The organism is Streptomyces roseofulvus, assembly GCF_039534915.1.
In the GTDB taxonomy this organism is placed as follows: domain Bacteria; phylum Actinomycetota; class Actinomycetes; order Streptomycetales; family Streptomycetaceae; genus Streptomyces; species Streptomyces roseofulvus.
In genome coordinates, this window is record NZ_BAAAWE010000001.1 from 5311166 (window position 1) to 5334240 (window position 23075).

General features: G+C 73.7%; 27 protein-coding genes. 16 read left to right on the top strand and 11 right to left on the bottom strand.

Annotated elements, in window-relative coordinates; translation table 11 throughout:
- Positions 1-48: 48 nt before the first annotated feature.
- Together ABFY03_RS24710 and ABFY03_RS24715 are read right to left on the bottom strand one after the other, a co-directional pair.
- Positions 49-498 (bottom strand): ATP-binding protein, encoded by a 450-nt coding sequence (locus ABFY03_RS24710; RefSeq protein ID WP_319012427.1) that lies wholly within the window; start codon positions 496-498, stop codon positions 49-51.
- A 356-nt stretch (positions 499-854) separates the two neighbouring features.
- Positions 855-1766: a VldE C-terminal domain-containing protein gene (locus tag ABFY03_RS24715; protein WP_319012428.1), complete on the bottom strand. Its 912-nt coding sequence runs from the start codon at positions 1764-1766 to the stop codon at positions 855-857.
- A gap of 29 nt (positions 1767-1795) precedes the next feature.
- Between ABFY03_RS24715 and dapE the strand changes: the two genes are divergently transcribed.
- Together dapE and ABFY03_RS24725 are read left to right on the top strand one after the other, a co-directional pair.
- The gene (dapE, locus tag ABFY03_RS24720) at positions 1796-2899 is read left to right on the top strand and encodes a succinyl-diaminopimelate desuccinylase (RefSeq protein WP_346170872.1); all 1104 of its coding nucleotides are present in this window, start codon (positions 1796-1798) and stop codon (positions 2897-2899) included.
- Positions 2900-2986: 87 nt separating this feature from the next.
- On the top strand, positions 2987-3736 hold the full coding sequence (locus tag ABFY03_RS24725) for an LOG family protein (RefSeq protein WP_319012430.1): 750 nt from the start codon (positions 2987-2989) through the stop codon (positions 3734-3736).
- 276 nt (positions 3737-4012) lie between these two features.
- On the opposite strand, the gene folP is transcribed toward ABFY03_RS24725, so the two are convergent.
- A complete protein-coding gene (gene folP, locus ABFY03_RS24730; RefSeq protein WP_319012431.1) occupies positions 4013-4873 on the bottom strand; it encodes a dihydropteroate synthase in 861 nt (286 codons plus the stop codon).
- Positions 4874-4994: 121 nt separating this feature from the next.
- Here folP and ABFY03_RS24735 point away from each other — a divergent pair, with 121 nt between their 5' ends.
- On the top strand, positions 4995-5324 hold the full coding sequence (locus ABFY03_RS24735; RefSeq protein WP_319012432.1) for a DivIVA domain-containing protein: 330 nt from the start codon (positions 4995-4997) through the stop codon (positions 5322-5324).
- Positions 5321-5905: a DNA-3-methyladenine glycosylase I gene (locus ABFY03_RS24740; protein WP_346170873.1), complete on the top strand. Its 585-nt coding sequence runs from the start codon at positions 5321-5323 to the stop codon at positions 5903-5905. The genes ABFY03_RS24735 and ABFY03_RS24740 overlap by 4 nt, the downstream gene beginning before the upstream one ends.
- A 16-nt stretch (positions 5906-5921) precedes the next feature.
- Here ABFY03_RS24740 and chcB read toward each other — a convergent pair whose 3' ends face one another.
- Positions 5922-6725, bottom strand: coding sequence for a 2-cyclohexenylcarbonyl CoA isomerase (gene chcB / locus ABFY03_RS24745; RefSeq protein WP_346170874.1), 804 nt, complete (start codon positions 6723-6725; stop codon positions 5922-5924).
- Between the two features lie 312 nt (positions 6726-7037).
- Between chcB and ABFY03_RS24750 the strand changes: the two genes are divergently transcribed.
- Positions 7038-7205: a DUF3117 domain-containing protein gene (locus tag ABFY03_RS24750; RefSeq protein WP_009997451.1), complete on the top strand. Its 168-nt coding sequence runs from the start codon at positions 7038-7040 to the stop codon at positions 7203-7205.
- 91 nt (positions 7206-7296) lie between these two features.
- On the opposite strand, the gene ABFY03_RS24755 is transcribed toward ABFY03_RS24750, so the two are convergent.
- Entirely contained in the window at positions 7297-7962 is a 666-nt protein-coding gene (locus tag ABFY03_RS24755) for an O-methyltransferase (RefSeq protein WP_319012435.1), read from the bottom strand.
- Between the two features lie 142 nt (positions 7963-8104).
- Between ABFY03_RS24755 and sigE the strand changes: the two genes are divergently transcribed.
- The 5 genes from sigE to ABFY03_RS24780 all read left to right on the top strand — a co-directional run bounded on the left by sigE (position 8105) and on the right by ABFY03_RS24780 (position 12707).
- Positions 8105-8863 carry an RNA polymerase sigma factor SigE gene (sigE, locus tag ABFY03_RS24760; RefSeq protein WP_078868384.1) on the top strand — a complete coding sequence of 253 codons (759 nt, stop codon included), beginning with the start codon at positions 8105-8107 and terminating at the stop codon, positions 8861-8863.
- Positions 8860-9711 carry a zf-HC2 domain-containing protein gene (locus ABFY03_RS24765; protein ID WP_319012436.1) on the top strand — a complete coding sequence of 284 codons (852 nt, stop codon included), beginning with the start codon at positions 8860-8862 and terminating at the stop codon, positions 9709-9711. The genes sigE and ABFY03_RS24765 overlap by 4 nt, the downstream gene beginning before the upstream one ends.
- 75 nt (positions 9712-9786) lie before the next feature.
- On the top strand, positions 9787-11448 hold the full coding sequence (locus ABFY03_RS24770; RefSeq protein ID WP_346170875.1) for a S1C family serine protease: 1662 nt from the start codon (positions 9787-9789) through the stop codon (positions 11446-11448).
- A 94-nt stretch (positions 11449-11542) separates the two neighbouring features.
- A complete protein-coding gene (locus ABFY03_RS24775) occupies positions 11543-11995 on the top strand; it encodes a sec-independent translocase (protein WP_319012438.1) in 453 nt (150 codons plus the stop codon).
- Positions 11996-12104: 109 nt separating this feature from the next.
- Positions 12105-12707 carry a hypothetical protein gene (locus ABFY03_RS24780; RefSeq protein ID WP_319012439.1) on the top strand — a complete coding sequence of 201 codons (603 nt, stop codon included), beginning with the start codon at positions 12105-12107 and terminating at the stop codon, positions 12705-12707.
- A gap of 50 nt (positions 12708-12757) precedes the next feature.
- On the opposite strand, the gene ABFY03_RS24785 is transcribed toward ABFY03_RS24780, so the two are convergent.
- Genes ABFY03_RS24785 through ABFY03_RS24795 form a run of 3 tightly spaced genes read right to left on the bottom strand, consistent with a single transcriptional unit; the run spans position 12758 to position 15775 of the window.
- Positions 12758-13891: an Mrp/NBP35 family ATP-binding protein gene (locus tag ABFY03_RS24785; RefSeq protein WP_031014211.1), complete on the bottom strand. Its 1134-nt coding sequence runs from the start codon at positions 13889-13891 to the stop codon at positions 12758-12760.
- Positions 13892-13935: 44 nt separating this feature from the next.
- Complete coding sequence (locus tag ABFY03_RS24790) at positions 13936-14514, bottom strand: DUF1003 domain-containing protein (protein ID WP_319012440.1); 579 nt, start codon at positions 14512-14514, stop codon at positions 13936-13938.
- Positions 14507-15775: a magnesium transporter MgtE N-terminal domain-containing protein gene (locus ABFY03_RS24795; protein WP_319012441.1), complete on the bottom strand. Its 1269-nt coding sequence runs from the start codon at positions 15773-15775 to the stop codon at positions 14507-14509. Before ABFY03_RS24795 ends, ABFY03_RS24790 begins: the two co-directional genes overlap by 8 nt.
- Before the next feature lie 327 nt (positions 15776-16102).
- On the opposite strand from ABFY03_RS24795, the gene ABFY03_RS24800 reads away from it, so the two are divergent.
- Positions 16103-16882, top strand: a complete 780-nt coding sequence (locus ABFY03_RS24800) for a hypothetical protein (RefSeq protein WP_386723657.1) — start codon at positions 16103-16105, stop codon at positions 16880-16882.
- 3 nt (positions 16883-16885) lie between these two features.
- On the opposite strand, the gene ABFY03_RS24805 is transcribed toward ABFY03_RS24800, so the two are convergent.
- Positions 16886-17254, bottom strand: a complete 369-nt coding sequence (locus ABFY03_RS24805) for a winged helix-turn-helix transcriptional regulator (protein WP_319012442.1) — start codon at positions 17252-17254, stop codon at positions 16886-16888.
- Between the two features lie 60 nt (positions 17255-17314).
- On the opposite strand from ABFY03_RS24805, the gene ABFY03_RS24810 reads away from it, so the two are divergent.
- Entirely contained in the window at positions 17315-17800 is a 486-nt protein-coding gene (locus ABFY03_RS24810) for a YybH family protein (protein WP_346170876.1), read from the top strand.
- Positions 17801-17812: 12 nt separating this feature from the next.
- On the opposite strand, the gene ABFY03_RS24815 is transcribed toward ABFY03_RS24810, so the two are convergent.
- Complete coding sequence (locus tag ABFY03_RS24815) at positions 17813-18310, bottom strand: hypothetical protein (RefSeq protein WP_346170877.1); 498 nt, start codon at positions 18308-18310, stop codon at positions 17813-17815.
- 25 nt (positions 18311-18335) lie between these two features.
- Positions 18336-19463 (bottom strand): magnesium and cobalt transport protein CorA, encoded by a 1128-nt coding sequence (locus ABFY03_RS24820; protein WP_319012445.1) that lies wholly within the window; start codon positions 19461-19463, stop codon positions 18336-18338.
- Positions 19464-19886: 423 nt separating this feature from the next.
- On the opposite strand from ABFY03_RS24820, the gene ABFY03_RS24825 reads away from it, so the two are divergent.
- The 4 genes from ABFY03_RS24825 (at position 19887) to ABFY03_RS24840 (ending at position 23053) form a co-directional block, all read left to right on the top strand.
- Positions 19887-20477: a suppressor of fused domain protein gene (locus ABFY03_RS24825; RefSeq protein WP_319012446.1), complete on the top strand. Its 591-nt coding sequence runs from the start codon at positions 19887-19889 to the stop codon at positions 20475-20477.
- Positions 20478-20586: 109 nt separating this feature from the next.
- On the top strand, positions 20587-21225 hold the full coding sequence (locus ABFY03_RS24830) for a DUF6758 family protein (RefSeq protein ID WP_319012447.1): 639 nt from the start codon (positions 20587-20589) through the stop codon (positions 21223-21225).
- A 121-nt stretch (positions 21226-21346) separates the two neighbouring features.
- A complete protein-coding gene (locus ABFY03_RS24835; RefSeq protein ID WP_346170878.1) occupies positions 21347-22210 on the top strand; it encodes a PHP domain-containing protein in 864 nt (287 codons plus the stop codon).
- A gap of 237 nt (positions 22211-22447) precedes the next feature.
- On the top strand, positions 22448-23053 hold the full coding sequence (locus ABFY03_RS24840; RefSeq protein WP_319012449.1) for a MarC family protein: 606 nt from the start codon (positions 22448-22450) through the stop codon (positions 23051-23053).
- Positions 23054-23075 lie beyond the last annotated feature (22 nt).

Sequence of the window (23075 nt, forward strand, 5' to 3'; positions counted from 1 at the left end):
GCCCGGGCGCGTGTGCGACCCGGGCCCTTCCGTGCGTCCGCCGACGGCTCAGCCGAGGGGCAGGCCGCCCAGCATCTGGCCGGCCGGGGCGCCGCCCAGCGCGCCGGCCGCCGGGGTGCCGCCGGTGCTGTCGGCGGCGGCACCGGCCGTCTCGCCGAGCGCCTGGCCGGCGCTGCCCGCGGTCTCGCCGGCGATCTCCTGGGCCGCCGGGGTGGCGGTCTTGCCGGCCGCGCCCACGGCCTTGCCGGCGGCCGGGACGGCCGTGCCGACGGCCTCGCCGCCGGTCGCGCCCGCGACACCGGTCGTGGTCCGGGCGGCACCGTCGACGGCCGAACCCGCGTCGGCCGCGTCCAGCGCGGTCAGGCCACCGAGCGCGCCGGTCGGCGCGAGGCCCTGGTCCAGGGCGCTCGCGGAGCCGGCCGCGCCGACCACGGGGGCTGCGCCGGCCGCGACGATCAGGGCGACACGGGCGATCCGGCGGGTCAGGGGGAGGGACATGGTGCTCCTTCGACGGAAGACGGTGAGGACGTTGCGTCTGCGGGCTGCACAACCGAGCCGGGGGCGGGGGAGGTTGCGGGCGTCGAAGGTAAAGGCTGGGTCATGCGTCGTATTGTCGGGTGGGGAGGAAAGCGGACGAACGCCGCCGCGCGCCCCCCACTGCCGAACCGTCACTCCTCTTGCGCCCCAAGCCCCCCGGGCGCCCCACGCGCCGCACCGCGCGACCGGCTTCCCCCAGACGGCCGATCCCCGTCCCGGGCGACCCCACCGCACACCAGTCCACCCCGCGGACGGACCGGTTCACGGGGTCACGTCCACGCGGTCGGGCAGGCGGGAACGGGCGGGGGCGGCCCTCGTCAGCGGACGAGCCGGAGGCGGACCGTCGCGGCGGGGGAGGAGGACGACTCCGACGCCTCCCAGCCGCCGCCCGAGTCGTCCGCGCGCCAGACCCGGCCTCCGTACGCGACCTCCGCGACCCGCAGCGCGTCCGACCGGGCCACCGCCCACTGCGCCAGCTCCCAGCCGCGCCGCTCCCCGCCGCCCCGGACGGGCACCACGAGGACGGCCGGCTCCGCCGCCGAGCGGCCCGCGCTGGCACCGCCGGAGACCGAGGTGGGCGCGGCCGACTCGCCGAAGGCCCGGACCAGCTCCGTACGGACGAGGGCGGGGTCGCCGGACCGGCCGTCCTTCAGGTCGGCCGTGCAGGAGAGCGCCGCCGGGGCCCGCCCGGTCAGCGCCGCGGACAGCAGCGTCGCGTCCGGCTCGTGCTTGGCGTACGCCTGCGGGAAGCCGCTCTTCTGGACCTTCTGCGCCGCCACCGTCAGCGGCATCCGCGAGTAGCCCGGGACCTTCTCCAGACCCTCGTAGAACTTCCCGGCCGAGTACACCGGGTCCATGATCTGCTCCGGGGTGCCCCAGCCCATCGACGGGCGCTGCTGGAACAGGCCCAGCGAGTCCCGGTCGCCGTGCTCGATGTTCCGCAGCGCCGACTCCTGGAGCGCGGTCGCCAGCGCGATCGTGACCGCCCGCTCGGGCAGTCCCCGCGAGGTCCCGACCGCGGCGATCGTCGCCGCGTTCGACGCCTGCTCGGGGGTGAACTCGTAGCGGTTGTCCCCGCTGCCCACGGCGCACCGGGGCGCGCCTTTGCTGCCGGTCATCTGGTGGACGGCGATGTACGACACGAGGCCGCACAGGACGGCGAGAGCGGCGGCCGAACGGGCGAGTCGGCCTCGGCGGGCGGGGCGGGGGGAGTCGGACACGGGGCCCACCGTACTGGAGGCCGGGTTAGGGTCGGCATATGGCTGACATCACCGCACGGGAGACCCCGCTCGACCTCGCCCAGGACGGGGCCGCGCTCACCGCCGCCCTCGTCGACTTCGCCTCCGTCAGCGGGACCGAGAAGCCGCTCGCCGACGCGATCGAGCAGGCCCTGCGCGCCCTGCCGCACCTCAGCGTCGACCGGTACGGCAACAACGTCGTCGCCCGGACCGACCTCGGCCGCGCCGAGCGGGTCGTCCTCGCCGGCCACATCGACACCGTGCCGATCGCCGACAACGTGCCGTCCCGGCTCGACGCCGACGGCGTCCTGTGGGGCTGCGGCACCTCCGACATGAAGTCCGGCGTCGCCGTCCAGCTCCGGATCGCCGCCACCGTCCCCGAGCCCAACCGCGACCTCACCTTCGTCTTCTACGACAACGAGGAGGTCGCCGCCGACCTCAACGGCCTCGGGAAGATCGCCGCCGCCCACCCGGAGTGGCTGGAGGGCGACTTCGCCGTCCTGCTCGAACCCTCCGACGGGCAGGTCGAGGGCGGCTGCCAGGGCACCCTCCGCGTCATCCTGCGCACGGCCGGCGAGCGCGCCCACTCCGCCCGCTCCTGGATGGGCTCCAACGCCATCCACACCGCCGCGCCGATCCTCGCCCGCCTCGCCGCGTACGAGCCGCGCAGGCCGGTCATCGACGGCCTGGAGTACCACGAGGGCCTCAACGCGGTCGCGATCGAGGGCGGCGTCGCCACCAACGTCATCCCCGACGCCTGCTCGGTCACGGTCAACTACCGGTACGCCCCCGACCGCTCCCCGGCCCAGGCGCTGGCGCACGTCCGCGAGGTCTTCGCGGACTGCGACATCGCCGAGTTCGTCGTCGACGACGAGAGCCCCGGCGCGCTGCCCGGCCTCTCCCACCCGGCCGCCGAGGCGTTCATGAAGGCCGTCGGAGGCACCGCGATGCCCAAGTTCGGCTGGACCGACGTCTCCCGGTTCAGCGCGCTCGGCGTGCCCGCGGTCAACTACGGCCCCGGCGACCCGATCTACGCGCACAAGCGGGACGAGCACGTCCACGTCGACCGGATCCACCACTGCGAGGCCCGGCTCCGCGACTGGCTGACTGCCCGTCTCCCGTAATTTCGCGTTTCGTCACCTCAGTAGTCCTACGCTGACCCAAGAGCAAGAAGATCGTGATCGATCGTGGATCGGCGGAGGGAGCAGGCCATGGGCAGTCCCGAGGGAATGGCGAAGCCGGAGGAGCAGCGCCTCGGACCGGTGCTGAGGCGCAGGGACCAGGTCCAGCCGGGCACCACGGACCAGCGGCTGCTCGACACCGAGGGCGACTCGGAGTGGGTCCACACCGACCCGTGGCGGGTCATGCGGATCCAGTCCGAGTTCGTCGAGGGCTTCGGCGCGCTCGCCGAACTGCCGAGCGCCATCAGCGTCTTCGGTTCGGCGCGGACGAAGCCGGACTCGCCCGAGTACGAGGCGGGCGTACGGCTCGGCCGGGCGCTCGTCGAGGCGGGCTTCGCGGTGATCACGGGCGGCGGCCCGGGCGCCATGGAGGCGGCGAACAAGGGCGCCCGGGAGGCGAAGGGCATCTCGGTCGGCCTCGGCATCGAGCTCCCCTTCGAGCAGGGGCTCAACCAGCACGTCGACATCGGCGTGAACTTCCGGTACTTCTTCGTCCGCAAGACGATGTTCGTGAAGTACGCGCAGGGCTTCGTCGTCCTGCCCGGCGGCCTCGGCACCCTCGACGAGCTCTTCGAGGCGCTCACCCTGGTGCAGACCCGCAAGGTGACCCGCTTCCCGATCGTGCTGTTCGGCAGCGCGTACTGGAAGGGCCTCGTCGACTGGCTGAAGGACTCGGTCGTGGCGGGCGGCAAGGCGAGCGAGCGCGACCTCCTCCTCTTCCACGTCACCGACGACGTGGAGGAGGCGGTGGCGCTGGTCAGCAAGGAGGTCGGGCGCTGACCGGCCGCGCCGGCCGCTGAGCGGTCACGGGAAGGGGCCGCGTGGGGGAGAGCCCGCCGCGGGCGCCCCTTCCCGTACCCGGCCCGGCTAGGCCGTCTCTTCCGGATCATGCCGGGCTCGCGGCGTCTTGCACGCACGCTCGCGGCGTTGTCGTCGGTCGCCGACTCCCCCAGCTACCGCTGGGAGGTGCCCCCACCGCGTCGACTCCCTCCTCCGCCTTGCGAGCGCACGCACCGGACGCCGCTCCCTGATCCGGCCTGATCCGAAAGAAACGACCTAGGCGAGCCCCCGCCGCGCGACGGCAGGGGGCCGGTGACCGGCGATCGACGCCACCATGTCGAGCACCTGCCGGGTCTCCGCGACCTCGTGGACGCGGTACACCTGCGCCCCCAGCCACGCCGACACGGCGGTCGTCGCCAGCGTCCCCAGCACCCGCTCCTTCACCGGCCGGTCCAGCGTCTCCCCGACGAAGTCCTTGTTCGACAGGGAGACGAGGACCGGCCACCCCGTCTCCGCCATCTCGCCGAGGCGCCGCGTCGCCTCCAGGCTGTGCCGGGTGTTCTTCCCGAAGTCGTGACCGGGGTCGATCATGATCCCGTCCCGCCGCACGCCCAGCGCGACCGCCCGCTCGGCCAGGCCCACGGTGACCCGCAGGATGTCGGCCATCACGTCCTCGTACTCCACCCGGTGCGGCCGGGTCCGCGGCTCGGCGCCGCCCGCGTGGGTGCAGACCAGGCCCGCGCCGTACCGCGCGGCGACCTCCGCGAGCCGCGGGTCGACCCCGCCCCAGGCGTCGTTGAGCAGGTCCGCGCCGGCCTCGCAGACCGCCTCGCCGACGTCCGCCCGCCAGGTGTCCACACTGATCACCACGTCGGGGTGGCGGCGCCGGACCTCCGCGACGAAGCCGACCGTGCGGCGGGCCTCCTCCTCGGCCGTGACCTCCTCGCCGGGGCCGGCCTTGACGCCGCCGATGTCGATGATCGCGGCGCCCTCGGCCACCGCCTGCTCGACGCGGGCGAGCGCCGGCTCGTCGCGGAAGGTCGCGCCCTGGTCGTAGAAGGAGTCCGGGGTCCGGTTCACGATCGCCATGATCACCGGCTCGTGCGGCCCGAATTCACGCCGTCCCAAGCGCAGCATCCCTTATGTCCTCCCTCGCGACCCGTCGACGGCGTCCTGTGCAGTCGTCTGCGACCCTAACTGTCGGCGGCGCATGGCACGATCGGCACGGGACGTTTTCCACTCCGGGAGAGGCGCGCTGGTGTTCTGGTTTCTGCTCATCACGATGGTCGTGGTCGTCGCGGCCGTGACCCTCGCCGTGGTCGGCGGCGGCGACAGCGAGGTGCTGCCCGACGCGGCCCCCGAGCAGCTGGTGGACCCGCTGCCGCTGAGCCGCCCCGTGGACCGCTCCGACGTCGAGGCGCTGCGGCTGCCGGTCGCCGCCCGCGGCTACCGGATGGAGGACGTGGACGACGTCCTGGACCGGCTCGCGGCGGAGCTCGCCGAGCGCGACGCCCGGATCGCGGAGCTGGAGGCGGCCCTCGCGGGCGCGCCGGCCGCCGGCGAGACGGCGGAGGGCGACGAGCGATGACCGGCGGGGCGATCCCGGGCCCCGACGGGCGGCCGCGCTGCCCCTGGGGCCTGTCGACCGAGGACTACACCGCGTACCACGACGAGGAGTGGGGCCGCCCGGTCCGCGGCGACGACGCCCTCTTCGAACGGCTCTGCCTGGAGGCCTTCCAGTCGGGCCTCTCCTGGATCACCATCCTGCGCCGCCGGGAGGGCTTCCGGCGCGCCTTCGCCGGCTTCCGCATCGCCTCCGTCGCCGGCTTCGGGGACGCCGACCGCGAGCGGCTCCTCGCCGACGAGGGCATCATCCGCAACCGGGCCAAGATCGACGCGACCCTCGCCAACGCGAAGCTGCTCGCCGACTGGGCCCCCGGCGAGCTGGACGCCCTGATCTGGTCCCACGCCCCCGACCCGGCGGCCCGCCCCGCCCCGCGCACCCTGGCCGACGTCCCGGCCGTGACCGACGAGTCCACGGCCCTGGCCAAGGCGCTGAAGAAGCGCGGCGTCCGCTTCGTCGGCCCGACCACGGCCTACGCCCTGATGCAGGCGTGCGGCCTGGTCGACGACCATCTGACGGACTGCGTGGCCCGGGGCGGCCGGTAGCCGCCCCGGGCTCCCGTCACTTCCCGAGGTACTTCGGCTTCTCCTTGGCGAGGAAGGCGCGGACCGCGATGGTGTGGTCCTCGGAGGCGCCGGCCAGGGTCTGGAGCTCGTCCTCCTTGTCCAGGGCCTCGTCGAGCGAGTGGTCGGCGCCGTAGGCGACCGACGCCTTGAGCGCCGCGTACGCCACCGTGGGGCCCTCGGCGAGCTTCCGGGCCAGCTTGCGGGCCTCCTCGGCCAGTTCGGCGGCCGGCACCAGGCGGTTCACGATGCCCAGCTCGTACGCCTCCTGGGCGCCGATGGAGCGGGGGAAGATCAGCAGGTCGGAGGCGCGGCTCCGGCCGATCAGCCGGGGCAGCGTCCAGGACATGCCCGAGTCGGCGGTGAGCGCCACGCCCGCGAACGAGGTGTTGAAGGTGGCGGTGTCGGCGACGATCCGGTAGTCCGCGGCGAGCGCGAAGCCGAAGCCGGCGCCGGCGGCGACGCCGTTCACCGCGGCGACCACGGGCTTCTTCATGCCGGTGAGCGCCCGGACGATCGGGTTGTAGTGGTCCCGGACCGTGTTCATCGTCTCGCGGCTGCCCGTCTCCTGGTCCTGGAGGAGCAGACCGACGTGCTCCTTCAGGTCCTGGCCGACGCAGAACGCCCGGTCGCCCGCCGCCGTCAGCAGCACCGCCCGGACCGCCGGGTCGGCGGCAGCCGCCTCGGCGGCGTCCCGCAGCGCCACCTTCGCCGCGATGTTCAGCGCGTTCATGGCCTCGGGCCGGTTGAGCGTGATGGTGGCGAGCCCGTCGCTCACTTCGTACAGGACCGTGTCGGCCATCGGGACCCCTTCGTCTCGTGCGTCGGCTGATCAGCCCAGCATGACGGAGATCACCCGTACCGCCCATGTGAGCTGCGTCAAAGAATCGGGGCCCGCGGAGCGACCCGCGGCGGCGAAGTATCGCAGGCCCGACGCCGAAATGTGGGGTTTTGCGGGAGCGCGTTGCGCAAGCGATGCCGATCGATGTTGGTCATCGGGTCCTGCGATGCGGGATAATGACCTGGAAGCAATGTGTTCGAAGCCGGTGACGCGTGCTCCGCGCTATGGAGCTGCCCGGCTGAAGATGAGCTGGTTTCAGGAAGGGGAACGAGCATGGCGGCCATGAAGCCGCGGACGGGTGACGGCCCGCTCGAGGTGACCAAGGAGGGGCGGGGCATCGTCATGCGCGTTCCGCTCGAAGGCGGCGGTCGGCTCGTGGTCGAGCTGACCCCGGACGAGGCCGAGGCGCTCGGCGACGCCCTGAAGAAGGTCGTCGGCTGACCCTCCCCTATTTCCTGCACGCTGCCCCGGTACGGCCCCGCCGTCCGGGGCAGCGGTGTGTCCGGGGCGGGGTCCGCCCGCCCGGGGGCGGTCAGCCGCGCCGGACCGCGCAGAGCAGGCCGTCGCCCACCGGCAGCAGGGTCGGCAGCAGCTGGGAGCTCTCCCGGACCGTCCGCAGCAGCTCGCGGACCCGCTGCACCTCGGCGGGCTGGGCGCCCGAATCGACCGTGCGACCGTCCGCGAAGACGCCCTCGAAGCAGACGAGACCCCCAGGTCGGAGCAGGCGCAACGATTCAGCGAGGTAGTCCGGGTACTCCGCGCGGTCGCCGTCGCAGAAGACCAGGTCGTACCCGCCGTCCGCGAGCCGCGGCAGCACGTCCAGGGCCCGGCCCGGGATGAACCGCGCCCGGTTGCCGGCGAAGCCCGCCGCCCGGAACGCCGTCTTCGCGAGCTGCTGGTGCTCCGGCTGCACGTCCACGGTCGTCAGGGTGCCGTCCGGGCGCATCCCCAGCAGCAGGTAGATCCCCGACACGCCGGTGCCCGTACCGATCTCGGCGACCGCCTTGGCGTCCGTCGAGGCGGCCAGCAGACGCAGCGCCGCACCGGTGCCCTGGGAGACCGGGGCCAGCCCCGCCTCCCGGGCCCGTTCCCGGGCCCAGCGCAGTGCGTCGTCCTCGGGGACGAAGGCGTCGGCGAGCGCCCAGTCGGTCTGCCGGTTGGCGGTAATGGCCCTCTCCTGTCCCCTTAGTTGGCGCAACGGTGACTGTATCCGCTGTCAGCGGGAACCCGCAGATGGGACCGGGCGTTCACCAGGGGAGGGACGCGCGCGTGGACCGGCGGGTGACCCCGATTCAAATGCGCGTAAAGATTCTTATCCGGAGCTAACGGGCGAGGTGGCTATGGTAGGGGCTCCACTGGACACCACCAGAGCCGATAGGGGAGGTGCGGCTGCGCCTGTGGATCGGAGAGGGGCGTTCCGACGCCTCCTCAGGTCGGCGGGTGAGCCGAAATCCGTGACCGACACCGCTGACCAGAGCCACCGCACTGCCACCGCACCCACCACCGCGACCTTCGCCTCGGATGCGGAATCGCAGGCGTGGACTCCGCCCACCTGGGAGGAGATCGTCAGCACGCACAGCGGTCGCGTCTACCGACTGGCCTACCGTCTCACCGGCAACCAGCACGACGCCGAGGACCTCACCCAGGAGGTCTTCGTCCGCGTCTTCCGCTCGCTGTCGACGTACACCCCCGGCACCTTCGAGGGCTGGCTGCACCGCATCACCACCAACCTCTTCCTCGACATGGTCCGACGGAAGCAGCGCATCCGCTTCGACGCGCTCGCCGACGACGCCGCCGAGCGGCTCCCCAGCCGTGAGCCCTCACCGCAGCAGGTGTTCAACGACACCCACTTCGACGCCGACGTCCAGCAGGCCCTCGACACCCTGGCGCCCGAGTTCCGCGCCGCCGTCGTCCTCTGCGACATCGAGGGGCTGTCGTACGAGGAGATCGCCGCGACCCTCGGCGTGAAGCTCGGCACCGTCCGCAGCCGGATCCACCGCGGCCGCTCCCACCTGCGCAAGGCGCTCAAGCACCGCTCGCCCGAGGCCCGCGCCGAGCGCGCCCTGGCCACCGTCGGATGGGAGGCCGGGACAGCGTGAGCGGCACCCGTCCCCCGTCCCCGAGCCCCGCGGAGCACCACCTCGGGGACCGGCTCGCCGCGCTCGTCGACGGCGAGCTCGGCCATGACGCCCGCGAGCGGGTCCTGGCCCACCTCGCCACCTGTGCCCGCTGCAAGGCCGAGGCCGACGCGCAGCGCGCCCTCAAGAGCGTCTTCGCCTCCAGCGGAGCCCCCCAGCCCTCCGAGGGCTTCCTCGCCCGCCTCCAGGGCCTCCCCGGCGGCCCGGGCGGCCCCGGCGATCCCGGCCGCTCCCCGCTGGAGCAGCTCCTGGAGGCCGGCGGGGTGAGGAGCGACGGCTTCGCCACCGCGGCGCCCGTCGCCCCCGACACCTCCACCGGCTTCCGGGTCCACGCCGTAGCCCCGTCGGGACGGGGCCGGCGCTTCGCCGTCGCCGCCGCCGGCGCGGTCTCGTTCGCGGCCATCGCCCTCGGCGGCACCCTGCCCGTCGAGAGCTCCCTCACCACCACCGCCCGCGGCGGACCGGGCACCGGCAGCGCGGTCACCCCGCTGCGCGCGGGCGCCTCCGCGGGACCCGCCGGCTCGGCGACCGGCCGCTCGGACCGCTCCGAGCGCCCCACCGGCGGCGCGCAGTCGATCGGCAGCGCCCCGCTCGTCCCCGGCGGCACCGTCCCCACAGGAGCCGTCCCGGCGGACGTGGACCGCGCCGGCCCGGTCACGGCGGTACGGCTCCGAGCGGCGCAGACGCAGTCGCTCTTCGCCCTCTCGCCGTTCATACGGCCGACGGCCCCCGCTCTCCAGCTGGCCTTCGGCCCGGCCCCGAGCCCGGCCCCCAGCCCGCCCGGCACCCCGCCGGGCTCCCACCGCTGACCTCCGACCTGGTTGAATCCTCGGTCAGGGCGCCCGACACCGGGGCGCCCACGGGTCAGCGGTTGCGGGGAGAGCATGAACGACGGGAAGCCGAACTGGTGGAGCCGGCCTTCGACGCCCCCGGAGGCGGCGCGGATACCCACGCCGCCCCCGGCGGAGGAGGACGACTTCCCCCTCCAGGCTCCGGACCCGGCCGAGCCCGCCGCTCCGGAGCCGGCCGCGGAGGCGCCCGCCGCCCCCAAGGTCGACATGACGAAGGAACCCGCCCCGGCGCCCGCGCCCGAAACCGCGCCGGAGCCCGCCCCGGCCACCGCCGCCGCCCCGGCGCCGCAGCCCGCCGTGCCCGCCGAGGCCCCCGCGCCCGAGCCGGTCGCGGCCGCGCCGCAGCCGCTCCACGAGCCCGACGAGTACCGGACGCCGCCCTACGGCGAGCCCGGCCCGTGGGCTCCCGCACCGCCGGTGCAGCGCCCCGCCGCACCCGTACCGGCCCCGCAGGCCGCCGTACCCCCGCACGGGGCCGTACCGTCGCCGCAGGGCCCCGTGCCGCCGCAGCCGCCCGCCTGGGGCCAGTACGACCCCTGGGGCGCCGGCGCCGGAGCCGTACCCCCGCCCGCCCGGAAGAAGCCCCGGCGCGGCCTCGCCCTCGTCGGCGCCCTCGCCTTCGCCCTCGTCACCGGCGTCATCGGCGGCGGCGTCGGCGCCTACGTCGAGCGCAACGGCGGCATCGGCACCGTGCACCTCCCGCAGGCCGAGGGCGGGACCACCGACCGCGCCCCCGACAGCGTCGCCGGCATCGCCGCCAGCGCCCTGCCCGGCGTCGTCACGCTGCACGTCAGCGGCGGCGGCTCGGCCGGCACCGGCACCGGCTTCGTCCTCGACAACCGCGGCCACATCCTCACCAACAACCACGTCGTCGACGCCGCCGCGTCCTCCGGCGACATCACCGTCACCTTCTCCAGCGGCGAGACCGCCTCCGCCAGGCTCATCGGCAAGGACGCCGGCTACGACCTCGCCGTCGTCCAGGTCACCGGCGTCACCGGCCTCCGGCCCCTCCCGCTCGGCAACTCCGACGACGTCCGGGTCGGCGACCCCGTCGTCGCCATCGGCGCCCCCTTCGACCTCTCCAACACGGTCACCTCCGGCATCATCAGCGCCAAGGAGCGCCCGATCACCGCCGGCGGCGAGAAGGGCGACGGCAGCGACATCTCCTACGTCGACGCCCTCCAGACCGACGCGCCCATCAACCCCGGCAACTCCGGCGGCCCCCTCCTCGACGGCAAGGGCCGGGTCATCGGCATCAACAGCGCCATCCGCGCCGCCGGAGGCTCCGGCGACGGCGGCGGGGAGGGCGGCCAGGCCGGCTCCATCGGCCTCGGCTTCGCCATCCCGATCAACCAGGGCAAGCGGGTCGCCGAGGAGCTCATCAACACCGGCAAGGCCACCCACCCGGTCATCGGCGTCAGCCTCGACATGCAGTTCAACGGCGACGGCGCCCGCGTCGGCGAGAAGGGCAAGGACGGCACCCCGTCCGTCACCCCCGACGGACCCGCCGCCAAGGCCGGGCTGCGTCCCGGCGACGTCATCACCAAGGTCGACGGCCAGCGGGTCCACAACGGCGAGGAGCTGATCGTGAAGATCCGCGCCCACCGCCCCGGCGACGCGCTCGTCCTCACCCTGACCCGCGACGGCAAGGAGCTCACCCGCACCGTCACGCTCGGATCGGCACAGGGCACCTGAGGTACATGTGGCGGACATCGCAAGGTACCCGTCCCGCAGCTCGGGCGGGTACCGTGGTGCGGGCCGCCCTGGTCCGGCGTGAAGGAGCTACTAGGTGTTCAGCGACATAGGCGCACTCGAGCTGGTGACGCTCATCGTGCTCGCCGTGCTCATTTTCGGCCCGGACAAACTGCCGAAGGTCGTGCAGGACGTCTCGCGCTTCATCCGGAAGGTCCGCGAGTTCTCCGACAGCGCCAAGCAGGACATCCGCAGCGAGCTCGGCCCGGAGTTCAAGGACTTCGAGTTCGAGGACCTCAACCCGAAGACCTTCATCCGCAAGCAGCTCGACGGCAACGAGGACCTCAGCGAGCTCAAGGAGCTGCGCTCCACGTTCGACCTCCGCAAGGAGATGAACGAGGTCGCCGACGCCGTGAACGGGCGCGAGAGCGCCCCCGCCGCCGCCCCGGCGGCCCCCGCGACGGTCAACGGCTCGGGCCCGGACCTGCTCAAGAAGCAGGACCCGCCGGCCGCGCCCGAGCGGCCGCCGTACGACTCCGACGCCACCTGACGGCGCCGTCCGGCACGGGCTGCCACGGGCGGTCACCGACCGGTCGCTATCCTCCTTGAGTTGGGGGTACCCCGGACGGAGTCCGGGGAGGAACGAGGAGGCGGCCGAGATGAAGACGACGAGTCGGGTGGAAGCCGAGGGCTTTCTGCGCGCACCCTTCGCCTGGTACGGACTCGACGAGGCGTTCACCGGGCCCCGCCGGCTGATGCAGATCGGCACGGCGGCGGACGGCACCGTCCAGCACGGCTCGGTGGGCCACGGTGACGAGCCGTCGATAAAGTCCGAGGCCGCCGGCACGGACAAGGAGCGGTTCGCCGTCGTCGTGACGGTCGCCGCGAACCCCGTGCGGCGCACCGGCGACGGCACCGGCGTCCTCGACGCCACCACCGTCTCCTCCGCCGCCTGGCTCGCCGGCTCCGGGCTGCTCGCCCACACCTGGCCCGCCTCCCTCGACCACGGGCTGCGGGACCACTGGCTCGACCAGCAGACCGAGACGGCCTTCGAGCTCGCCGACGACCTCGACGGGCCCGCGTGGACGACGCTGTCGCTGCCGGTGGACGGGGTGCCGGTGCCGTTCCACTACCGCGAGTCCGAGTTCGGCTGGGTGCTGGCCGGCTCCGCCGCGGACGCCCACATCGGGGCGTACGGGCGCGGCATGAGCGCGTACGGCCTGGGCTTCGCGCAGATCAAGGACCTCGGGCTGTACGCCTGAGCCGGCGCACGGAGAAGGGCGCCCCGTGACGGGGCGCCCTTCGTCGCGTCTCAGAACTTGTTGCGCGGCGTGATGCCGAGGCTCAGGCCGGAGAGGCCGCGCTGGCGGCCGCCGAGCTTCCCGGCGATGGCACGGAGGGCGGCGCCGGCCGGGGAGTCCGGGTTCGAGAGGACGACCGGCCGGCCGTCGTCGCCGCCCTCGCGGAGACGGACGTCGATCGGGATGGAGCCGAGGACCGGGACCGTCGTACCCGTGGTGCGGGACAGGCCGTCCGCGACCAGCTGGCCGCCGCCCGTGCCGAAGACGTCCACCATCTCGTCGCAGTGCGGACACGGCAGGCCCGCCATGTTCTCGACCACACCCACGATCTTCTGGTGGGTCTGCACGGCGATCGAACCGGCCCGCTCTGCGACCTCGGCCGCCGCCTGCTGCGGGGTCGTCACGACGAGGATCTCCGCGTTCGGCACCAGCTGCGCGACGGAGATCGCGATGTCGCCGGTGCCCGGCGGCAGGTCGAGCAGCAGGACGTCCAGGTCGCCCCAGTACACGTCCGCCAGGAACTGCTGGAGCGCGCGGTGCAGCATCGGGCCGCGCCACACCACCGGCGCGTTGCCCGGGGTGAACATGCCGATCGAGATGACCTTCACGCCGTTCGCCGACGGCGGCATGATCATGTTCTCGACCTGGGTCGGACGCCCGTCCGCGCCCAGCATCCGCGGCACGCTGTGGCCGTAGATGTCCGCGTCGACGACACCGACCTTCAGACCGTCGGCGGCCATCGCCGCCGCCAGGTTCACGGTCACCGAGGACTTGCCGACGCCGCCCTTGCCGGAGGCGACCGCGTACACCCGGGTCAGCGAGCCCGGCTTCGCGAAGGGCACCTCGCGCTCGGCGGTGGTGCCGCGCAGCGCCGCCGCCAGCTCCTTGCGCTGCTCGTCGCTCATCACGTCCAGCGTCACGTCGACGCCGGTGACGCCCTCGACGCGGGAGACGGCCTCGGTGACGCGTTGCGTGATGGTGTCGCGCATCGGGCAGCCGGAGACCGTCAGGTAGACCGTCACCGCGACCTTGCCGTCCGGTCCGATCTCCACCGACTTGACCATGCCGAGTTCCGTGATCGGACGATTGATCTCGGGGTCGTTCACCGTCGCCAGTGCTTCGAGCACCGCGTCTTCCGTAGCCATAGGACTGATGGTACGGCGACGACCACGTGGCTATGAAAGGGCTGTCAACGGTCGGGTACGTCACTCCGCCGCTCGCCGTCCGGCGGGAATAGATCGCGTTCCTGCCCGAGCTCCTCCAGCTCCTTCACCAGGTCCTGGAGTTCGGAGCGGATCCAGTCGCGGGTGGCGACCTCCCCCAGACCCATCCGGAGGGCCGCGATCTCCCGGGTCAGGTACTCGGTGTCCGCGATCGAGCGCTCGTTCTGCTTGCGGTCCTGCTCCAGGTTGACCCGGTCCCGGTCGTCCTGCCGGTTCTGCGCGAGCAGGATCAGCGGAGCCGCGTACGACGCCTGGAGGGAGAGCATCAGGGTCAGGAAGATGAACGGGTACTCGTCGAACTTCAGCGACGCCGGGGCGAAGACGTTCCACACCACCCAGGCGATGATGATCACCGTCATCCAGACGATGAACCGGCCCGTGCCCAGGAACCGGGCGATCCGCTCCGACAGGCGCCCGAACGCCTCCGGGTCGTACTCCGGCAGCAGCCGGGCGCGGCGCATCCGGGGCTGGTCGAGCCGGATGCGGGGGAGCCGGGGCTGCTCCCGGTCCCGCTCCCGGTCCCGCTCCTGCGACCGCTCAGCCACCGCGCACCCCCTCCTCGTGGAACTCCGTCTCCCGCCAGTCGTCCGGCAGCAGGTGGTCGAGCACGTCGTCGACGGTGACCGCGCCGAGCAGCGATCCGCTCTCGTCCACGACCGGCGCCGCCACCAGGTTGTACGCGGCGAAGTAGCTGGTCACGGCCGGCAGCGGGGTGTCCGGCCCGAGCGGCGGCAGATCGCTGTCGACCAGCGAGCTGACCAGCGTGAACGGCGGGTCGCGCAGCAGCCGCTGGAAGTGCACCGTGCCCAGGTACTTCCCGGTCGGCGTCTCGTCCGGCGGCCGGCACACGTACACCTGCGCCGCGAGCGCCGGCGACAGGTCCTGCTGCCGGACCCGGGCGAGCGCGTCCGCGACGGTGGCGTCCGGGCGCAGCACGATCGGCTCGGTGGTCATCAGACCGCCCGCGGTGCGCTCCTCGTACGACATCAGGCGGCGCACGTCGGCGGCGTCGTCCGGCCGCATCAGGGTGAGCAGCCGTTCCTTCTCCTCCTCCGGCAGCTCGTTGAGGAGGTCGGCGGCGTCGTCCGGGTCCATCGCCTCCAGGACGTCGGCGGCCCGCTCCTCCTTCAGCTTGCCGAGGATCTCCACCTGGTCGTCCTCCGGCAGCTCCTCCAGGACGTCGGCGAGCCGGTCGTCGTCGAGGGCGGCGGCGACCTCGGCGCGCCGCTTGGGGGAGAGGTGGTGGAGGGCGTTGGCCAGGTCGGCGGGGCGGAGCTTCTCGAAGGTGGCGACGAGGCTCTCGGCGCCCTGCCCGTGCTCCTCCAGGGAGAAGCCGGTGACGGCCGACCACTCGACGGTCAGCGCCTCGCCCTTGCGGCGCAGCGCGCCGCCCTTGCCCCGGCGGACGAAGACCTTGTCGATCTCCCAGTCGCGGCGGGCCGGCAGCTGCTGGATGGCGATGTCGAGGACGGTGACCTCCTCGCCGCTCTCGACCAGGGTGACCCGCCGGTCGAGGAGCTCGCCGAGGACGAGCCGCTCGGTCGGCCGCTGCTCGAAGCGGCGCATGTTGACCACGCCGGTGGTGATGACCTGGCCGGACTCGACGCCGGTGATCCGGGTCATCGGGACGAAGACCCGGCGCCGGCTCAGCACCTCCACGACCATGCCGAGGAGCCGGGGCGGGCGGCGGCCGACGCGGAGCATCGCGACCAGGTCGCTGACCCGGCCCACCTGGTCGCCGACCGGGTCGAAGACGGGCACGCCGGCGAGGTGGGAGACGAAGATCCGGGGGGCGCCTGCCGCCATGCCTCGCGCCTCCTCGGTGCCGCACGATCTCCGGGGTCGCCGCGCCGCCCCCGCGGGGCTGCACGACCGGTGCGGGCCCCTGCCGGGGTTCGCATGGTTCAGGCTAGCCCGAGGTGTTCGCCCCCGCTCCGGCAGCGCCGCCGTCCGGCTGCCTGCGGGGACGCCGGCCCGGCCCGGGTACGCTGCGGTCTGCCGCCCCCCACCGGCACCGGCCGGCCCCTCCGGCCGACCCCCGGCGGCCCCTTCCGCCGTGCGTACGGCCGGGGCCGTTCCCCCACCGAAGAACGAGAGGCAGCGCAGGTGACCGTCCGTACCCCGTCATCGCGTATCCCGTCCGTACCGCCGGCGCCCGTCCGGACGCCGGCCGCCGCCCGGTTCCGCAGGGCGGCCGTGCCGCTGGCGCTGTGCGCGGGTCTGACGGTGGGCCTGACGGCCTGCGCGGCCGACCCGGACGAGGGGACCAACGGGGTCGGGAGACTGTCGGCGCCGGAGATCGAGAAGGAGGCCCGGACCGCGGCGGACGCGGCGAAGGCGGTCCGGCTCTCCGGGACCCTGGTCAGCAAGGGCGGCACCTTCAAGCTGAACATGCGGCTGAAGCAGAACGGCGCCGCCGGTTCGGTGACCACGAAGAACAGCACCTTCGAGCTGCTGCGGGTCGGCGACGCCCTCTACCTGAAGGCCGACGCGGGCTTCTGGCGGCACGACGAGAAGGGCGACGGCAAGGCCGGCGAGGCCGACACGGAGGCCGCCGACAAGCTGGACGACAAGTACGTGAAGGTGCCGAGCGACGACCCCTCGTACAAGCAGCTGCGCGGCTTCACCGAGATGGACCAGCTGCTGCGCGGGCTCATCGGGCTGCACGGGGACGTCGTCAAGGGCGACCGGGACCAGATCGGCGGCGTCCGCACGGTGAAGGTGAAGGGCGGCGCGGACGGCGAGGGCGGCACCCTCGACGTGGCCCTGGAGGGCTCCCCGTACCCGCTCCAGTTCGCCCGCGGCGGCGGAGCGGGCCTGGTGGTGCTCTCCGAGTGGGACAAGGACTTCCCGCTGGCCGAGCCGAGCCGCGACGAGACCCTCGACTACGGCCGCCAGCTGCCCCGCGCCTGACCCTCAACCGGCCGCCGCGCCCCAGTCCCACAGCGCCTGGAGCACGGGACCGAGCCGCCGGCCGTGCGGCGTGAGCGCGTACCGGACGGTCGGCGGCCAGCCCGGTCGCCGCACCCGCGTCACCACGCCGGCCTCGGCGAGCTGGGCGAGCCGTTCGGACAGCACCTTGTCGGAGAGCCGCGGCAGCGCCCGCCGCAGCTCGCTGTAGCCGCGTTCGCCGCCGAGGAGCTCCCGGACGACGAGGGTGGTCCAGCGGCCGCGCAGGGCCGCGAGGGCGATCTCCACCGGGCAGTCCGGGGCGGGCGCGTCGACGCGGGCGCGGGGGTCGTGATCGGGGAGCCCCGGCGGGTGGCCAACCGTTCGGTGAGTCACGAGGCCGCCTCCTAGCGTGTCGGAGGTCCGATTCTCCCGTACGGAAGGATCTCCGTCGCCATGCCCGGAACTCCGCCCCCGACCCCGCCCGCGGCCCTGCCGGGGACCCCGCCCGCACTCCGGTCCGCGCGCCTGCCCGACGACCTGCCGGGGCTCGCGACCCGGCCCGAGGACGTGCCCGCCGTCTTCGCGGCCCGTTTCAACAGCGGCGACCCGGCGGCCCTCGCCGAGGTGTACGAGGAGGGCGCGGTGCTGGCCGCGGGCCCGGGCGGCGCCCCGCTCGCCGGGCCGGCGCTGCACGCGGCCAACGCGCGCCTGCAGGCGCTGGGCATCCCGATCGAGGTACGCCCGCGCACGGTGTACGCCACCGGCGGCCTGGCGCTGCTGGTCGTGGACTGGGTCATCGAGGGCGCCGGCCCGGACGGCCGGCCGGTGCGCGTCGAGGGCACCGCGACCGACGTCGCCCGACGGGGCGGGGACGGGCGGTGGCGCTACGCGATCGACAACCCCTTCGGGACGGCCCCGCGGGAACTGCCCGAGGGGTGACGTCGCATCCCGTCAGCGCTTCTTCCGGCGGAACAGCAGCTTCGGCAGGCCGGCCGGGACCGGGCGGCGGGTGGTGGCGGGGGACGGGAGCGGGACCGCGGCGAGCGAGCCGTCCGGCAGCTCGGTGGTGGCGGTGCTCGGGTCGAGGCGCAGGACGCGGCACTCGCGCGCCCAGCGCTCGGGCATCGCCTCGCCGTCGGGCGCGTTGAGCCGCTTGCCCTTCAGCTCGGCGACGGCCGCGTCCCACTCCTCGGTGCCGGGGGAGAGCTGCCGCACGGCGGCCGTCCAGGAGACGATCCGGCCGCCCTTGTCCTTGCTGCGGACGGTGACCTCGGCGGTGGCGCCGTCGGCGAGGCCGGGCAGCGGCTGCTCACCGGGGCCGTCGCCGACCACATGGGCGGCGCCGTCGTGCCAGACGTGCCAGAGCGCCCGGGCGGGCCCGGTGCCCCGGACCCAGACGAGGCCGGACTTCTTGGTGGCCTCCTCGACGAGGAACAGCTCTTCTGTCATGGCCCGAAGCCTAACGGCAGGCCCGTCAGAGCCAGCCGTTGCGCTTCAGGGTGCGGTGGATGGTGAAGCAGATGACGGCGATGCCGCCCAGCACCATCGGATAGCCGTACTTCCACTGCAGCTCCGGCATGTACGCGAAGTTCATGCCGTAGACCCCGCAGACCGCCGTGGGGACGGCGACGATCGCCGCCCACGAGGTGATCTTGCGCATGTCCTCGTTCTGGGCGACGGTCGCCTGCGCCAGGTTGGCCTGGAGGATCGAGTTCAGCAGCTCGTCGAAGCCGACGACCTGCTCCTGGACGCGGGCGAGGTGGTCGGCGACGTCCCGGAAGTACTTCTGGATGTCGGGGTCGACCAGCCGCATGGGCCGCTCGCTCAGCAGCTGCATCGGGCGCAGCAGCGGGGTGACGGCCCGCTTGAACTCCAGCACCTCGCGCTTGAGCTGGTAGATCCGGCCGGTGTCGGTGCCGCGCTTGGAGCCCTTCGCGGCCGGCGAGAAGACGTCGATCTCCAGCTGGTCGATGTCGAGTTCGACGGCGTCGGCGACCGCGATGTAGCCGTCGACGACGTGGTCGGCGAGGGCGTGCAGGACGGCGGAGGGACCCTTGGCGAGCAGCTCCGGCTCGCCCTGGAGGCGGTGCCGGAGGTTGCGCAGCGAGCCCTGGCCGCCGTGCCGGACGGTGATGACGAAGTCGGGGCCGGTGAAGCACATCACCTCGCCGGTCTCCACCACCTCGCTGGTGGCGGTGAGTTCGGCGTGCTCGACGTAGTGGATCGTCTTGAAGACGGTGAAGAGGGTGTCGTCGTACCGCTCCAGCTTGGGCCGCTGGTGGGCGTGGACGGCGTCCTCGACGGCGAGCGGGTGGAGTCCGAACTCGGCGGCGATACCGGCGAATTCGGCCTCGGTCGGCTCGTGCAGCCCGATCCACGCGAAGCCGCCGGACTCCCGCACCTGCGACATGGCGCCGCGCGGGGTGAGGCAGGCGCGGTCGTCGATCCTGCGCCCGTCGCGGTAGACGGCGCAGTCGACGATGGCGCTGGAGGCGGAGTGGTCGCGGGTCGGGTCGTAGTTCGTGTACGTGGTCGGGGTCTTGCGCAGGCTCGGGCGCAGGCTCGGCCGAACGGCGGCGCGCAGGTCACGGATCATCGACATGGGCGTGCTCTCCTTCACGGACAGGCCGTCGGCGAGCGTGGCGCAACCCGGAATGAGGACGTGGGAGGGGACTCGTCCACAAAGCGGGCGGCACCGGCGGATCGCGGCGACGACGGTCGCAACTCAGACAGGCAAAGAGGGGATGCTCTTCCGTCGGACGCGATGCCGGAGGGGGGTCCCGGCTCGGGGACCCGGAGTCACCGGAGGGAGGAACGCACCGGGTTCGGGTGCGGAGCGGCGGAAGAGCGACTGGTACTGCCCGATCGACTTCGGTCCATCGCAGTCCCACCTCCTCCGGCCGGTCCCTCGTGAGGGATGACGTGTGACGCACAGTCGGGAAACCCGACCAGTGGCCAACACTATCAGCCGACCGAGGGTCAATCCCTTACTTTGCCCGTTCCATACGCGATCTATGCTCGCCGCATGGGAGAAGTTCTTGCACTGGTCGAGGCCCGGCTGCGTACGGCCCTCGGCGAGCCGGACGCGCGGGCCGCGGTGACCTTCCTCGGTACCGACCGCATCGAGGTGCTCCGCTTCGTCGACGCGGAGGAGGGGCTGGTGCGCTACGCCACGCTCGGCATGTCGGCGGCGCCGATGGCCGATCCGACGGCCGCGCTCGCCGACCCGGTGAAGGGTCCCCGCGCCGAACTGGTCCTGACCGTACGCCTCGGGCGCGCCGACACCGACAAGGTGCTGCGCCCGCTGGCGGTGCTCGCGGCGACCCCTCAGGTGGAGGGCGTGATCGTGGCCCCCGGCGCCTCGCTGGACGTCGGTGAGCCGCTGTGGCCGGGGGCCGGCTTCAGCTCGGTCCTGGTCGCCGAGTCGGGCGGTCTGGTCGAGGACCTGGAGCTGGACGCGCCGATGGACCCGGTGCGCTTCCTGCCGCTGCTGCCGATGACCCCGAACGAGGCCGCCTGGAAGCGGGTGCACGGGGCGCAGGCCCTGGAGGAGCGCTGGCTCGCGAAGGGCACGGACCTGCGGGATCCGCTGCGGGGGTCCGTGGCCCTGGACTGAGGGTCCGCGCCGGGGGCGGCGGGCGTCCGGGTGACGGGCGCGGGCCGGACGGGTGATCGGCCGCCGCCGTTCTTGACGGGAGGCGCGTGCGGTAGGACCGTTGAGCCCTATGAGGGGCGAACCCAGTTGTCCGAAGTGTGGTGGTCGGGTCAGGGCGCCCGGTCTCTTCGCCGACTCCTGGCAGTGCGACGTGCACGGGCCCGTGCATCCGCTGCAGCCCGTCGTCCCGCCGAGCGTCGAAGCCCTCTCCGTCGTCGTCCAGCGCTCCCACGTGCCCGTCTGGATGCCCTGGCCGCTCCCGGTCGGCTGGCTCTTCACCGGGGTGACCTACGCCGGTGACGACCGCAGCGGCGGACGCGCCACCGCCGTCGCCTGCTCCGGTCCCGGCCCGCTCGGCGGCATCGGCGAGCTGCTGCTCGTCGCCGAGGAGCTGGGCGTCGGCCTCGGCGCCCGGTACGCCGGCATCGACGGCCCCGACCCCGGCTCCGGCATGGCGATCGACAAGCCGCCGCAGGCCAAGGTCCTCGCCGGCGGCCGTCCCACCCCGCTCTGGCACGTCACCGGCACCCCGCACGACCGGGCCGTCTTCGCCGGCGAGGCCCGCGGGCTCTGGCTCTGGGCGATCGTCTGGCCCGAGCAGTCCGGGCTCCTCATGTACGACGAGCTGGTCCTCACCGACCTGCGGGACGCGGGCGCCGAGGTCGAGCTGCTGCCCTGCGGGGCGCTCACTCCGCGCCTGCTCGGCTGACGGGACGGCGCCCCCGGCGGTGTAACAGGTGCCGCCGGGATCGGATCCGTACAACACGGGGCTGATCGCCCGTTATGCTGGAGCGTCACCCGCCCGTGCCGAGCCCCTGGAGAACCGCGTCGTGCGCATCGACCTGCACAGCCACTCCACGGCCTCCGACGGCACCGACACCCCCGCCGAGCTGGTGCGGAACGCCGCCGCGGCCGGGCTCGACGTCGTCGCGCTCACCGACCACGACACCACCCGCGGGCACGCCGAGGCGATCGCCGCCGCGCCCGAGGGGCTGACCGTGGTCCCCGGCGCCGAGCTCTCCTGCCGTCTCGACGGCATCGGGCTGCACATGCTCGCCTACCTCTTCGACCCCGAGGAGCCGGCCCTGCTCGCCGAGCGCGAGCTGGTCCGCGACGACCGGGTGCCGCGCGCCCGGGCCATGGTCGGCCGGCTCCAGGAGCTGGGCGTGCCCGTCACCTGGGAGCAGGTCGCCCGGATCGCCGGCGACGGCTCCGTGGGCCGCCCGCACGTCGCCGAGGCACTGGTCGAGCTGGGTGTCGTCCCCGACGTCTCCGGCGCCTTCACCCCCGAGTGGATCGCCGACGGCGGCCGGGCCCACGTCGAGAAGCACGAGCTGGACCCGGTGCGAGCGATCGCCCTGGTCAAGGCGGCCGGCGGCGTCACCGTCTTCGCCCACCCGGCCGCCGTGAAGCGCGGCCAGGTCGTGCCCGAGTCCGCGATCGCCGCCCTCGCCGCGGCCGGACTCGACGGCATCGAGGTCGACCACATGGACCACGACGAGCCCGCCCGTGCGCGGCTGCGCGGGCTTGCGAAGGAGCTGGGCCTGCTGGTCACCGGCTCCAGCGACTACCACGGCAGCCGCAAGACCTGCCGCCTCGGCGAGTACACCACCGACCCCGAGATCTACGGCGAGATCACCCGCCGGGCCACCGGCGCGTTCCCCGTCCCCGGCGCCGGCGGAGTCCCGGCCTAGGGCCTCTCCGGCGGACCCGTCCGGGTCCGCCGCGCCACCGGACCGCTCCGGAACGACGGCGCTCCGGCGTCCCCTGCGGGGAGCCGTGCCGTCCCGCCGACCCGCCCGCCCCCTTCCGTACCGCCCGAGCCCGCGCGTCCACCGTGGGCGGGCCCTCCTGCCCCGACTCCGGAATCCCGTATTCCGGTCCGGTGCCCCACACCCCACCGTTCGACCCTCACCGCAAGGCACCCCACCGTGTTCGACCTCGCCGTCTTCGGCTCGCTCTTCGTCACCCTGTTCGTGATCATGGACCCGCCCGGGATCACGCCGATCTTCCTCGCGCTGACCTCCGGCCGCCCCGCCAAGGTCCAGCGCCGGATGGCCTGGCAGGCCGTCGCCGTCGCCTTCGGCGTCATCGCCGTCTTCGGTGTCCTGGGCCAGCAGATCCTCGACTACCTGCACGTCTCCGTCCCCGCCCTGATGATCGCGGGCGGTCTCCTGCTGCTGCTCATCGCGCTCGACCTGCTCACCGGCAAGACCGACGAGCCGAAGCAGACCAAGGACGTCAACGTCGCCCTCGTACCGCTCGGCATGCCGCTGCTCGCCGGGCCCGGCGCCATCGTCTCGGTCATCCTCGCCGTTCAGCACGCCGACAGCGTCTCCGCGCAGATCTCCGTCTGGACCGCCATCGCCGCCATGCACGTCGTGCTCTGGCTGGCCATGCGCTACTCGCTGGGGATCATCCGCGTCATCAAGGACGGCGGCGTCGTCCTCGTCACCCGGCTCGCCGGCATGATGCTCTCCGCGATCGCCGTGCAGCAGATCATCAACGGCGTCACCCAGGTCATCCGCGGCGCCTGACGGCTCCGGACACCACTGCGCC

Excerpts from the sequence above, each read along its gene's own strand:
- ABFY03_RS24710 (WP_319012427.1), bottom strand. The coding sequence starts at position 498 with ATGTCCCTCCCCCTGACCCGCCGGATCGCCCGTGTCGCCCTGATCGTC.
- ABFY03_RS24750 (WP_009997451.1), top strand. The coding sequence starts at position 7,038 with ATGGCGGCCATGAAGCCGCGGACGGGTGACGGCCCGCTCGAGGTGACC.
- ABFY03_RS24740 (WP_346170873.1), top strand. The coding sequence starts at position 5,321 with ATGACCGGCGGGGCGATCCCGGGCCCCGACGGGCGGCCGCGCTGCCCC.
- ABFY03_RS24820 (WP_319012445.1), bottom strand. The coding sequence starts at position 19,463 with ATGTCGATGATCCGTGACCTGCGCGCCGCCGTTCGGCCGAGCCTGCGC.
- ABFY03_RS24825 (WP_319012446.1), top strand. The coding sequence starts at position 19,887 with ATGGGAGAAGTTCTTGCACTGGTCGAGGCCCGGCTGCGTACGGCCCTC.
- ABFY03_RS24830 (WP_319012447.1), top strand. The coding sequence starts at position 20,587 with ATGAGGGGCGAACCCAGTTGTCCGAAGTGTGGTGGTCGGGTCAGGGCG.
- dapE (WP_346170872.1), top strand. The coding sequence starts at position 1,796 with ATGGCTGACATCACCGCACGGGAGACCCCGCTCGACCTCGCCCAGGAC.
- ABFY03_RS24770 (WP_346170875.1), top strand. The coding sequence starts at position 9,787 with ATGAACGACGGGAAGCCGAACTGGTGGAGCCGGCCTTCGACGCCCCCG.
- ABFY03_RS24725 (WP_319012430.1), top strand. The coding sequence starts at position 2,987 with ATGGGCAGTCCCGAGGGAATGGCGAAGCCGGAGGAGCAGCGCCTCGGA.
- ABFY03_RS24795 (WP_319012441.1), bottom strand. The coding sequence starts at position 15,775 with ATGGCGGCAGGCGCCCCCCGGATCTTCGTCTCCCACCTCGCCGGCGTG.
- ABFY03_RS24785 (WP_031014211.1), bottom strand. The coding sequence starts at position 13,891 with ATGGCTACGGAAGACGCGGTGCTCGAAGCACTGGCGACGGTGAACGAC.
- chcB (WP_346170874.1), bottom strand. The coding sequence starts at position 6,725 with ATGGCCGACACGGTCCTGTACGAAGTGAGCGACGGGCTCGCCACCATC.
- ABFY03_RS24810 (WP_346170876.1), top strand. The coding sequence starts at position 17,315 with ATGCCCGGAACTCCGCCCCCGACCCCGCCCGCGGCCCTGCCGGGGACC.
- ABFY03_RS24815 (WP_346170877.1), bottom strand. The coding sequence starts at position 18,310 with ATGACAGAAGAGCTGTTCCTCGTCGAGGAGGCCACCAAGAAGTCCGGC.
- sigE (WP_078868384.1), top strand. The coding sequence starts at position 8,105 with ATGGTAGGGGCTCCACTGGACACCACCAGAGCCGATAGGGGAGGTGCG.
- folP (WP_319012431.1), bottom strand. The coding sequence starts at position 4,873 with ATGCTGCGCTTGGGACGGCGTGAATTCGGGCCGCACGAGCCGGTGATC.
- ABFY03_RS24780 (WP_319012439.1), top strand. The coding sequence starts at position 12,105 with ATGAAGACGACGAGTCGGGTGGAAGCCGAGGGCTTTCTGCGCGCACCC.